The following is a 12,419-nucleotide window of genomic DNA, read 5'->3' as shown; positions in this document are numbered from 1 at the left end:
TTCAAATCCTACTCCCGCAACCAACACAGCCGAACCAGCCGCCTCAGGGCGGCTTTGTTCATTTTGGGCCAACCCAATCATTGCTGCCAGGGCACCCTCCAAATCAAGCTGCCCTCTTTATACGTATAGGGGCTTTGGCGCGTTCCGCAGCGAATTTGCGCTTCCCGCCCTCTCGGCGACAGCTTATACGCTCGCAGCATGAATCTGGCGGCTGAATCGAATGGCAGCTCTTGAGTCCAGAGCGAACTTTCGTTTTACGAAGATCCTGTGCCTGAACTTTTTTTTGGTCGAGACGCGGTTTCTATCGGTGTCTCACCGAAGAATTGGCGGTAGGCAACTGATGTCCGGCCTAGGTGGCTAAAACCGGCTTCGCCGATGAGCGTGGAAATGACACCTTTCTCATAGGTGCTTGCCAGCAGAAGCGACCTTAGTCGATGCAGCTGGACAATCGATTGAAACTTGCTTGGGCCAACACCAAGTTGTTTTTCAAAGGCCAAAAAGAGTGACCGCCTCGATACCCCGAGTTCGCGGCACAGTTCTTGAACGGTTAGTTTCGTGCCAGCCGGGTTTTCTGAAAAATACGCTTCAGCCGCCGCAACGGTCTTCCATTGACTATAGCTCGCCTTTTCGGCGCCCATTTGTGGTTCGGTACGGTAAAGGAGTTCACCTGCCAAGTTTTCGAGGTTTACAAGGATGTCATTTAACATCCAAGCATCTGTCCCATCCGCGGTCGTTTGTTTGTGGCAAAGCCATTTCTCAATGCATCGGGCATAAGCACTCAGAGCGTCGGATCTGGACAGGCGGATGGGTGCTTTAAACGTTGCCCATCCACGCTTCTCGACCTGTAGCCATGGAACTTCCAGCAGGTATATCTGAGTGCCAGCTTCGGCTACGTAGTCATACTCTGTTGGCTTTTGCCCTTGCCAGAACACAAGAAACGGATCCTCATATAGAGTTCCCTGAAATCGAACCGGTTCGCCATTGGGCAAGACTAAACCGAGAAAGACTGTGTCGCCGTGTTGAACTTCTTGGAAACGAATACGCGAAAAATATTCCTCGCAATAAAGGCTAAAACCATTGTGTTGGGCCATGCGCCAATTCAGCTTCGGACCCTGTGGAGAGAGAGCGAGCGCTTCGAGTTGGACGCCAGTGTAATCAGGCAGGTGATCCACTGAACGTATTTTCTTGGACAGTAACATAGCGCCTCAGTTAACCCTTACTGCGACCAGCTCTGGCAGTAGCACAATGAAATTCAATTATTCATAATAGTTTGCACGATTCGGATAGCCAGTCCTAAACTCAGGTTACACTATCGATCTCGAACACAGAAAACCTGTCAATGTCCTCGGAGTGCCTCATGAAGAAGCTTACACTTTCCATTGCTGCGCTATTGGTGTCCTCAACTGCTCTCTATGCGCAGGCCGCCGATCTGGTCTTTACCAACGCATCCGTGCTTACCATGAATGACGATGCGCCGACCGCGCAGGCCGTTGCGGTCACGGGCAACCAGATAAGCTACGTTGGTGATGTTGCTGGGGCCGAGGCGCTGATCGGTGATAACACCGAAGTTCTGGACTTGGGCGGGGATACCCTGCTGCCGGGCTTTGTGTCAGGGCACGATCACATCGTTGCATCGGGCTGGACGTCGCGCGGTGTAAGTCTGTTTGGAATTGAAACGCTTGAGGAGGCCTTGGCCGCAGTCAAGGAATATGCCGATGCAAACCCTGACGAGGAGTTGATCCTTGGCTATGGGTTCAATCAGGTGGCTTATGGCGGGTGGCCTACAAAAGAAGATCTGGATTCGGTGGTTTCTGACCGTCCGGTCTTTATCCTCGACTTCACAATCCACGATGTTTGGATGAACTCCAAAGCCTTTGAAGCGGGTCAAGTTAGCCCTGATGAAGAGGATCAGGTGCCGGGTGTGATGTTCTGGCAGCGCGACGCCGAAGGCAACCAGACAGGAATCGGCATTGAGTTCCAGTGGGCTGCGGCATTTAGAAATGCAGGTGCTTGGGACCCGGCAGGTGAAATTCCTGACATCCAGAAAAACCTCTACGATCAGGCCGTCAAAACTGGAATTACAGCCGTTCACGTGCCTCTGATGGCTATGCCGACAGTTACCGATCTGTCCCTCGTGAAAGATGACGAGAAACTCGCGCTGGCCCACCTACACGAACTGGAAAAGAACGGTGAGCTAACGATCCGTACCTTTGTAGCGACGGGGTTCAAGGACCCGACCGCCACTGCTAACGAAATCGTAGAACACACACTCGAATTACGCGAGCAATACGACAGTGACATGCTGCGCATCTGGGGCATCAAAATCCATCCAGAAGGGAACTGGAGTTCAAAGACTGCCTGGATGCTGGACGATTACGCCGATGGGTCCGCGACGCGCGGTGCGGCTGCCATTGAAGGCCCAATGATAACTTCGGTCTACCTGCAGGCCAATCAGAACGGACTTCCGGTGGGCACTCACGTCGATGGGTCACAAACAGTGCGCAACACGGTTAACGCGATCATGACGGCGCGAGGCGCGGGGTACGATGTTCCGAATAACCTTTTGCACCACTATTTCTGGGTATCTGATCAGGACCACGAGACTGTTATCGAAAACGAGATCATGGTGAACACGACCCCGCTTTTCCATGTCGATTGGGAAGCTCAGGACGTAAACGCTTTGGACCTGTTGGGGCGCGCAAAGGTCGAAGCGATTTTTGCCCGCTATTCGTCGCTGATGGCATTGGGGCACAACGTTTCGATTTCTTCGGATGTGCCATCCGCGCCGATTGATCTGATCGGTCCGCTCCTGAACGTTGAAATTGCGATGACTTTGCAGGACCCACTAAATCCGGACAGCAAACCGTTCCCATTGTCGCGCAAACCGGCCTCATTGGAAGAGTCTTTGAAAGCGGTCACAATCTATCCTGCCGCGCAGCAGGCAATGGAGGACAAGATAGGGTCCATCGAAGTGGGCAAATATGCCGACCTTGTTGTTCTCGATCAGGACATTACTGCAGTCGAACCGCGCGAAATCTCGAACATCAAGGTGTTGGGCACGCTAATGGATGGGCGGTTCACGCATCGGGACGGCATTTGACGGCTGGGGCGTACAACGCCCTTGGCCGTCTCGTGCAAACTCCGGATAGGAGGCCAAAATTGAAACAACTGGTTCGTTGTACAGCTTTTTGGGTGGCTGCAAGTTTTTCAATGGTGACTCATGCTAACGCGGAAGAGGTCGCATTCATTGCCATACTGAGCGTTCCGGCTGAAAACGCACAGGATTTCGATGCTTTGGCCAGAGACATGGTTGAGGCATCTGCCACCGATGACGGGCTTTTAGTTTACGAGTTCGCCCGAGTTGGCGAGACGGTGTACGGCTACGAACGTTATGTGGATGCCGCTGCCCATGCCCGGCACGAAGCGTTGATCGAGCCCTTCATTCCACAGTTGGTTGAGTTGGCGAAGTTCGAGAAGATTGTCACCCTTTCGCAGCTTACGAATGACCATCAGGAACTGTTCCGAAGCATTGGGGCAGAGATTGGCCAACCAATTGCAGCTGCAGCGCAAGGGCCATCCAAATGAATGCGCGATGGCAAAGTAGGTTCAGAAAAAGTCTACAGAAAAATCTAAGCGGTACTCGGGAGAAAATGATGAAATGCCGACTTTGCACTTGTGCTGTCTTCTTCGCTGGGCTGATGAGTGTTCAAGCCAATGAAGCCCAAGCCTGCGATGCCGCTTGTCAGGCTGCGCGAAAGGCCGCGAACCCGCTTGCGGACACAAAAGCGCTGATCACCGACAACACGATCGCCTTCAGAACCGGGACGAATGACGACGACAGCTACAATTTTCAGCTACAGCCCGTCTATTCAGTTCCATTGACGGACGCCACCTTAGTGCTTCGGGGAATTGTGCCGATTCAAGGTGTCCAGCCCGGAGCCGTGTTGCCGCCTGGAATTGTCGACCCCTCGGAAGAAGACGATTTGACCTGGGGTATCGGCGATTCAACTGTGCAGGCATTCTATTCTCCTACGCCGGGAGAAAGCGGAATCGCACTGGGCTACGGCCTGCAAGTTTCCCTGCCAACGCACACGAATGACGCCTTGCAAGGCGCAGGTTGGGGTGCTGGCCCTGCCTTTGTCATGTTTGGGCAAACAGGTGATCTGTCGTGGGGTGGCGTCATTGCCCATATGTGGGGCGAGAACGATTTCAACGTGACCATCCTGCAACCTATTTTGAACTATGGTTTGGGAGAGGGCTGGTACATCGGGTACAATAACGTCGTTTCGTACAATTGGAACTCCGCCAGCAATGATGAAGCTTGGGCGATTCCACTGGGTTTGACCGCTGGTAAGACCTCGATCATCAATGAGGCAAAAGGCACCGCTATGGACGTCAGTGTGGGATACTACACTCTAGAGCGCAAACCTAATGGCGGGCCGGACAGACAACTTAAACTGGGTTTGTCGTTCTTTTTTTGACTGGCATTGGAGGCATGATTCAAGGAACTGCTTTCAGCGGCCGGGAACAGCAAAAACACGAGAGTGAACGATCTCTTGCTTATAGACCTTGGCCGAAAACTTGGCCCCGTCGCTACTTGGAGGAACAACTGGAGCTCTGGAATGACAAGTAACCTGATCGCTCTGACAATTTCAGTTTTTGCGTTCGCGCACATTCACGTCGTTCAGGCAGAGGTTACCCGGGACCCGCAGGAAATTGCTACCCCAACCTCTCCTTCGGGGGCTAAGCGTTTTGACATGTCTGAGCGCATACTTGATTTGGCCATTGCCGAAAGCTCCACAGCGCTGGATGAGTCTATTCAGGAACATGTTGCGGTTAGCTGGCGTGATTTGAAACCAGCGCTAAAGTCTCTGGAGACGCCATTTGCTTCGCTGCCAGATCCGTTGTTGAACGCTATGCGAACGCAAGTTCGTTGGCGAACATCCAGTAGCAGTGAGCGTTCTGATCCTGATCTAATTAAAGAGTATAAGGCGGCCACTGGTGTTCTGTCCGCAAATGATGTCGACGTGGAAAACCTGATGCTAGAGCGTCGAAAAATCATTGCGCAAAACAACGCAATCGGGCGCGGTCCAAATTTGGAAAAACTGGGTACGACAATCAGGCTGCCCGGGTACATAGTGCCACTGACAATCGATGGAGGAATTGTAACCGAATTCCTGTTTGTCCCTGTTGCAGGTTCTTGCGTTCATACACCTTCGCCGCCACCGAACCAAATCATTCATGTTGACTACCCCAAGGGCGTCGAACTTAAATCTATTTTCGATGCATTTTGGATCGAAGGTGAACTTTCAGAGGAACGCAAAGTCAGCCATGTTGCATTCTACGATGGCGCTACAAACGTGGAGTCTACTTACAAACTAAACGCAAGTTTTGTCGAATTATTCTCCCATTGATCCTGAGAGGTTCATTCGTCCAAAGCTTAGGGTGCTAGATCATTACTTTGAGGTTGTGAAAGTGTCGACGCCCCGCTGATCTCGTTGTGACATTGTGGGTTTGCAAGCACCCTGAATGCAGACGGCTACACAATGATGTTTCCTGCTGAATGTTAGTTTGAACAGTTTTCGGCTTCATTAACGGAAGCATAGGGAAGAGAGGGATCCTCTGCTTGCCTCAAGCTCGATGCAAATAATCTATCAAAACAGATGATCTTTATTGCTATACAAAGTGACTTGCAGCCCTTCGTCAGATATCATTTTTGGAACATCCCGCATCAAAACCACTGCGTATTATTGGAATAGGTTGATGGGTGTCGACAACACTTGGTTACGGCATTTTGCCCAAATGCTCGCGCAGCACATGGAAGATGCAAATGAATTTGAGGAAGTCTTAAGAAACTCAGGTTTGACGCGAGCCGACTTGAAAGAGACCACCAGAGAGATTGACCCATTTAAGGAGGGTCAATTTATTCGTTTGGCTTGTGATCAGTTAAGAGACCGAGCCTTCGCTACAATAGCCGGTTTGGCATTTAAAACGCCTCGCGACATAGTTTGGTATATTTCAAAGTATTCACAGAATCTTAGAGAAGCTATTGTAAATGCTTCACTTTACGGTGCTTTGGTTGATGAGAGCATTGAATACAGTCTTGTTGAGTCAGGAAACCACGCTTCGATGAGGATGCAAATTGTTGATGGCGAGCTCAGCAGGTATCATCGACGCACCGAGTTTCTCTTGTTCTCGACAATTTCATTGATGCGCATTGTCACTAATACTCACCTTCACCCTCTAGAAGTTCGGTACAAGCACGCAGTTAAGTCTTCGGCATCCGCAATGAGAAAAGCGGCGGGCTGCACGATTTCCTTTGACGCCGAAGAAAACGAAATCATTCTGTCGCTTGCATCGCTTGATCTCCCAATACCAAGTTATGACCCTGCACTCAGAAACCATCTTACGGACTACGGAAATACCCTTTTGAGAATGCGTACCGCGAGTTCACCAGGGATACGTAGTAAGGTTGAAGCCCAGATATTGAATAAGCTCCCGGGACGAATTGCAAACGCGCAGGAAGTGGCGTCAAACCTTGGGCTAAGCACACGTTCGCTATCGCGACGTCTCAGTGAGGAAGGCCTTAGTTTTCGTGGTATTGTCAAAAATATCAGGTGCGATCTTGCGAAGACGTATCTCAAGGACGGGTTCAGCATCGGAGAAGTTGCATTCTACCTGGATTTTGCCGACCAGCCCGCGTTTTCTACGGCATTCAAGCATTGGACGGGGCTAACGCCGCGCGAATTTCAAAGACAAAATTGAGCGGATGCGATGTCCTGGCTTCGGCCTGGGCTGTTTAACTACACCTGAGATACGTCGCTGATTGATTAGTGCGTCATAGAGGATATTTGGGTGACTACGCAGTTTGAAATCTGTGGCGCCCTCCACAAGACGAGCTCATTTAGCTCACCATTTTCGATAACCATTGCGACAGCGCTTTTGGGGATTTTGGTTTCAAGGATAATCGGAATTTTGGCAGTCGAACCATGACATTTAATTACATAGTCCATTGCTGCATCAAAGTTTGTCGCCCAAGACAAACCAACTTCTTTTCCTAGGCTTTGACCGCGAAAAACTGAGATTTCATTGGGAAGCCGATGCCACTGTTCCGTCGGAACCCAACATGACTTTCGTTTTTCTGCGTCCATCGCGTGCACGAACATGGTGTGATCAATTTTTTCGAACCCACCCCATAAACCCCTCAATAAAGGCCAAAAATCTGCGCTGGAGATTTCATTTTCAAGTAACATTTCAACAACGGCGTCTGCGCGTTGATCGGCTTCATAGTGTCTGTTCAAATGCATGTTGATTACTTCGACGGCACTGACTGCTTCGGTCTGCATGACTGACGCTCCAATTCTATCTCTGTAACTTACCAGGCACCTTGTTTGGCGCGTCATCCAATATTGGTTTGGAGTGTCCATTCACTCATTCGAAATTCAGCCAAAAGTTTTCTTTCTTCGGCCAAAACGAAGTGAGACCGGGCCAACCCCAGTTGCTTCTTTATTTAGACGCAGGAGGTTTCTTGGTTTCTGGATGGCGGTTTAACGGCAGAGTTGCGGACTTACCTTCATTCGCTGGAGAGCGGTTCTGATACCCGCGATGGAGTTACTCTCGCAGATGGGAATGTCCGCTCTGGGTTCTGTGCGAACGTTGAAACTGGTGTCTTGATTGTCACTTTTGCCGTCCAAAGCGGCCATTTTTTCAAACAGCCAGGGAATGCGTAGACATAGCTTGTTAGGTTAACAGTTCCGTCGACGTTCGGTATAGGCCAAATCCTGCTCCCGCAACCAGCGTCGGAATTCCAAAAAAACTCCGTTCGGACCGTAATGCCTTCTAAACAGGCCCGTCGAATCCGGTTTCGGATCCTATTTTTGTTGACCAACGCTTAAAGGTCTCCAACATATCTCAATTGTGAATCCTTTTCGGGGAAGACAATGGCAGAAGGTCCATTTCTTGATCTTCGACACCTCAAGATGATCCGGGCTATAGCGAGTCATGGGCGAGTGACGGATGCGGCAGAAGCGTTGGGGATTACGTCCTCCGCGTTGTCTCATCGCATCAGAGAAGCGGAACGACGGTTGGATCTGGTACTGTTTACGCGCATGCACAAACGTTTGCGCATGACGCCGGCCGCTGAATATCTGGCCGAGATGGCCGATCGTGTGCTTGGTGAAATGGAACGCGCCGAACTTGATGTCCGGCGTATGGATCGCGGCATCGCGCATGTTGTGCGAATTTGCGTGGAAGCTTACAGCTCGTATCATTGGCTGCCCGGCTTCAATACGTATCTTCGGGGTCACTTGCCGGATACTGAATTGCAGGTGACGGCGAATGTCGCGCGTGATCCTGTCCATGCCCTCATGAACCGCGATGTTGATCTGGTTATTGCGTCCGGGGATGCCCGCCCAATCGGGACCTGCCAATTGCCTCTGTTCTCCGATGAACTGCTGTTCGTCGTTGCGCCGGATCATCCCCTTGCAGGAAAGCCGTTTGTCGATGGTGTTGATATCGAAGGGGAAGAGTTCATTACGTATGCACTGACGCCTGAACCGGATCGAGAGTTTGCGCGGCTTTTTCGTCCGTCAGGAAGATATCCACGCTGGACGACGATGGTCGAGCTTCCAGAAGCCATTGTGGAACTTGTCGCCGCCGGACAGGGCAGCAGCGTTTTGGCAGGTTGGGCCGTACGCCCGGCCATCAAGACCGGGCGACTTGTTGGTGCCCGCGTAGGTGAAGAGGGAATCAATCTCACCTGGCAGGCACTAATCCGCTTGGAAGACCAACAAGCTGGACCGATAGTGGAGGTTGCAAAGGCGCTGGCCGATTGGACCGCGCGGAACGATGGGTTTGGCTAAGCCCTCAATTTGCCGTTTTCGGGGTCATAAACGTGGTGATTATGGCGAGCGGCTGTGCGTAAATCTCCGAAAGCCTGTATGTGGCACGCCTCTGACATGGCCAATTCTCCGTGCTCAACGTATCCCAGCGCCAATAGCTTGCCCGTCCGATACCCCATTGAAACAGACGTGAGATAGCCAATGACCTTTCCGTCTTTGATAACCGGATCCGAGGGCATCGGCTCCGGTCCCGGATCGGTGACCTCCAATCCCACAAACTCCCATTCGGCGTCCGTCTGTTCCTGCCGGACAACCGCATCGCGACCTTGGAACGGACCTTTAGACATACTGGCAAACTTCGACAAACCTGCATCGTACAAGGTGTATTCGGTGCCGAAGTCAGCGCCCCAGCCGTGATAACCCTTTTCGATCCGCATCGCGTTCAGCGCATAGGAGCCAAAGTTGCAGATGCCATGTTCTGCCCCGGCCTGCCAGATCGCGGCGTAAAGCGTTACCAGATCGTCTGAAGCGACGTGCAGTTCCCAACCCAGTTCGCCGACGTAGCTGACCCGCAGAGCCGTAACGGGGATGCCCGCAATCTCGATTTCCGCGACGCTCATCCATGGCGCATTCAGATCGGCTGACGTCAGAGGCAGCAGCAAATCGCGGGACCGTGGCCCCATCACCAGCAATGCGCCGTCCCGGTCATAGCCCTGACTCAGAATTGCATTGGCCGAGCCGATGCATTGGGAAATCCAGTCAAAGTCCCGATCCACGGCCAGTGTCGGACCGCAGAGCAGAAACTGGTCTTCGGCCAGTCTCGCGATCGTTGCTTCGGACCAGATGCGGCCCTTTGGTGTCAGCATGTAGGACAGCCGGACCCGGCCAACTGGCGGCAGAGTACCACAAACAAGCCAGTTCAGAACGTCGGCGGCATCCGGCCCTTCCAGCACGTACTTCGTGAACCCGCCGTGATCCAAGATCCCAACAGCATCGCGTACAGTCTCACATTCCAGCCGCACTGCATCCTGCCAGGGTTCGTGCCCAAAACTGAGTTCCCCGGTATCTTTGATGTCTTCCCGTTGGAACCAGAAGGCGCGCTCCCACCCGCCGATCTGTCCCATCACCGCGCCCTGATTCTGCAAGTGGTGACATAGTGGGGTTTGGTTAACGGGCCGCCCGGATGACATGATCCGGTGAGGGTACGGAATGGCATATTGCAATTCGTAATGCTCGGACGCCCGGGCCGCTGCATAATCCTGAGTGGCCCAATTGCCAAAACGACGCGGGTCCCAGGCGGACAAGTCCCATTCGGTCTCTCCTTCCGTCAGCCATTCGGCCATGGCTTTGCCGATCGCGGCAGAGTGTGTGATCCCGATCTGGACGCCTGTCGCATGATAGAAGTTGCGCACGCCGCCCGCCGGTCCAACCAACGGCAGCGCGTCGGGTGCATAGGGGATAGGGCCATTCACAAAGCGCTGCGCGCCTGCCTCGGCCAGTATCGGTACATGGGTGGCGGCGGCTTCGAACACTTCCATCATCCCATCGATATCATCGGCAAAAAGCTGGTGGTCAAAGTCCTCGGGTACGCCATCCCACCAGACCGGCCGTCCCTCATGCGCGTAGGATCCCAACAACAGAGCATTGCGTTCCCGGCGCAGGTAGAACCGAATGTCCGGGTCGCGGATGAGGGGAAAGAGTTCTGTATCCACCTCCAACTGCGGCAAAGCAGTTGTCACCATGTACTGATGTTCGAGCGTGACCACAGGAAGGTGCAAACCCGCCATTGCAGCGATCTTTGCACCGCTTGACCCGGCCGCGTTGATCACCGTTCCGGCAACAAGTACGCCATCGGGCGTATGAACTTCCCATTCCCCATTGGGCCGCTGGCTCAGCCCGGTTACACGGGTAAACCGGCGCACTTCGGCCCCCAGAGCGCGGGCATGTTTGGCAAGCGCCTGCGTCAATTGGCTGGGGTCAATGTCGCCTTCATACGGGTCCAGAATGCCACCAAGAACAGTGTCGTCTGCGTGCCAGTAGGGATGCATCTGCTCGATCTCTGCGGGTGAGAGCATGGACAGTTCGAATCCCGCCGATCGCGAAACACCGCAGAGATGTTGGAACAGTTGCATCCGCTCCGGCGTATGCGCAGGCCAGATTGCCGATGTGTGCCGATAAGTGATCGGTGCCTCCGGGTTTTTTGCCAGTTCCTTGTACAGGGACCACGCATAATTGCCCGCCCGCATCCCAAGCCAGGAGTTCGCGTAGGTCGGAATATTGCCAGCGGCGTGCCAGGTCGACCCGGCGGTCAGTTCGTTCTTTTCGATCAGGACGGTATCTGTGATGCCCGCCTTTGCCAGATGAAACAGGATAGCGGCCCCAACGGCCCCGCCGCCAATGACGACGACCTCAGCATGTGTGCGCATTCAGTATTGCTCCAACAGCTTGCCAAATCCGTTGATCGGATCGGTGATCCCGATGGTGCGCAACGTTTGCCAGTAGACGGCGGCGTTACAGGCGACGATGGGTTTGCCATGGACCTGCTCAAGCTCGGCGATCAACGACACGACCGGCAGCGCGGTTCCGACCTGAAGAATGACATCGCAGTCACACGCGGCGACCTGGGCGAAAACCGCGCGAATATCGCTGAGTGATGTTTCGCAGATCTCAGGCAAGCTTGGTGCTTCGGTGCCTTTGATCGCCACAACTTCGAACCCGGCTGCTTCGGTGTTGGCCCTGACCACAGCGTCCACCTCGGCGTTGAACGGTGTAACTATACCGACCGTCTGGGCGCCCAAGGTTCTCAGGGCTTCGTAATCGGAGCCCGATGCTCCCAACACCGGGACCCCAAGTTGGTTCGACACATCCTGACAGCGCGCTTTCAGCTTTTCCGGACCGCCCGGACCTGCATCCGTGGTCAGTCCAACGGCGATAGCCGCTGGTTTACAATCCATCAGTTTGGCTGCCTCATCCGGCAAGTCATCCGAGATATTGTCCCCGCCCAGACGAAACCGCTGCATCTGATTGGTCACGCCGTCGGGACGCAACAGTTCCAGTTCGGGTTGGACGACGGTGTTCATCGCCGGTGTCATGACGCCGATCACGGCGCGGGGGGCAAGTGTATCGGCCACTTTCAGTCTCCTTTCAGGAACGCATTCAGACCAGTCATGCCGCCGATGTAGATGGCATCGCCGACGATCTTCTCCACCTCGGCGCGATCAGCCGGGGCGCAGTCAAACCAGCTTTCCCAAATCCCCAGCGTCTGGCCGGTATGCGTGATGGGTAAGAACCGGTGCGTTGCGACGTATCCGGAAACCGGCAGGGGGCACTCAAGAATGTCGTAGGTGTAGAAATGCTCGGCGTCCGAGTGCGCCAGCAGGGTTTCACGAAAAATGGAGCCGTCCGGGATGAAAAGACTTCGGATCGTCCCAGTGGCGGTCGGAGCACCATTTTCCAACTCGGCCCGATCCACGCCCGGATTCCATGTTGCAACGCCATCAAATCTGCGAACCGCGGACCAGACATCGTCAATACCGGCCTCAATGATCATGCTGCGAAATACGTGCATCTGGGTTCCTT

General features: G+C 53.5%; 11 protein-coding genes. 6 read left to right on the top strand and 5 right to left on the bottom strand.

What is annotated here, in order from left to right; translation table 11 throughout:
- Positions 1-254: 254 nt before the first annotated feature.
- Complete coding sequence (locus ACR0AA_RS23010; RefSeq protein WP_480757700.1) at positions 255-1,199, bottom strand: helix-turn-helix domain-containing protein; 945 nt, start codon at positions 1,197-1,199, stop codon at positions 255-257.
- Between the two features lie 158 nt (positions 1,200-1,357).
- Here ACR0AA_RS23010 and ACR0AA_RS23005 point away from each other — a divergent pair, with 158 nt between their 5' ends.
- From ACR0AA_RS23005 to ACR0AA_RS22985, 5 genes are all read left to right on the top strand, one after another.
- On the top strand, positions 1,358-3,100 hold the full coding sequence (locus tag ACR0AA_RS23005) for an amidohydrolase (RefSeq protein WP_480666274.1): 1,743 nt from the start codon (positions 1,358-1,360) through the stop codon (positions 3,098-3,100).
- Between the two features lie 110 nt (positions 3,101-3,210).
- A complete protein-coding gene (locus ACR0AA_RS23000; protein WP_480757697.1) occupies positions 3,211-3,585 on the top strand; it encodes a putative quinol monooxygenase in 375 nt (124 codons plus the stop codon).
- Between the two features lie 113 nt (positions 3,586-3,698).
- Entirely contained in the window at positions 3,699-4,481 is a 783-nt protein-coding gene (locus ACR0AA_RS22995) for a hypothetical protein (RefSeq protein WP_170804462.1), read from the top strand.
- A gap of 141 nt (positions 4,482-4,622) precedes the next feature.
- Positions 4,623-5,414 (top strand): DUF3299 domain-containing protein, encoded by a 792-nt coding sequence (locus ACR0AA_RS22990; RefSeq protein WP_480757695.1) that lies wholly within the window; start codon positions 4,623-4,625, stop codon positions 5,412-5,414.
- 349 nt (positions 5,415-5,763) lie between these two features.
- On the top strand, positions 5,764-6,765 hold the full coding sequence (locus ACR0AA_RS22985) for an AraC family transcriptional regulator (protein ID WP_480666270.1): 1,002 nt from the start codon (positions 5,764-5,766) through the stop codon (positions 6,763-6,765).
- 65 nt (positions 6,766-6,830) lie between these two features.
- Here ACR0AA_RS22985 and ACR0AA_RS22980 read toward each other — a convergent pair whose 3' ends face one another.
- Entirely contained in the window at positions 6,831-7,346 is a 516-nt protein-coding gene (locus tag ACR0AA_RS22980; protein ID WP_480666269.1) for a hypothetical protein, read from the bottom strand.
- Between the two features lie 594 nt (positions 7,347-7,940).
- On the opposite strand from ACR0AA_RS22980, the gene ACR0AA_RS22975 reads away from it, so the two are divergent.
- Positions 7,941-8,861: a LysR family transcriptional regulator gene (locus ACR0AA_RS22975; RefSeq protein WP_480666268.1), complete on the top strand. Its 921-nt coding sequence runs from the start codon at positions 7,941-7,943 to the stop codon at positions 8,859-8,861.
- Here the strand turns inward: ACR0AA_RS22975 and ACR0AA_RS22970 are convergent.
- Genes ACR0AA_RS22970 through ACR0AA_RS22960 form a run of 3 tightly spaced genes read right to left on the bottom strand, consistent with a single transcriptional unit; the run spans position 8,858 to position 12,408 of the window.
- The gene (locus tag ACR0AA_RS22970) at positions 8,858-11,266 is read right to left on the bottom strand and encodes a GcvT family protein (protein ID WP_480757691.1); all 2,409 of its coding nucleotides are present in this window, start codon (positions 11,264-11,266) and stop codon (positions 8,858-8,860) included. The genes ACR0AA_RS22975 and ACR0AA_RS22970 overlap by 4 nt on opposite strands.
- The gene (locus ACR0AA_RS22965; RefSeq protein WP_480666266.1) at positions 11,267-11,971 is read right to left on the bottom strand and encodes a maleate cis-trans isomerase family protein; all 705 of its coding nucleotides are present in this window, start codon (positions 11,969-11,971) and stop codon (positions 11,267-11,269) included.
- A gap of 2 nt (positions 11,972-11,973) precedes the next feature.
- On the bottom strand, positions 11,974-12,408 hold the full coding sequence (locus tag ACR0AA_RS22960) for an SRPBCC family protein (RefSeq protein WP_480666265.1): 435 nt from the start codon (positions 12,406-12,408) through the stop codon (positions 11,974-11,976).
- Positions 12,409-12,419: the final 11 nt, after the last annotated feature.

Source organism: Ruegeria sp. CE8 (assembly GCF_056537465.1).
Note: the sequence above shows the minus strand (reverse complement) of the source record. Positions and strands in the feature narration are given on the sequence as shown.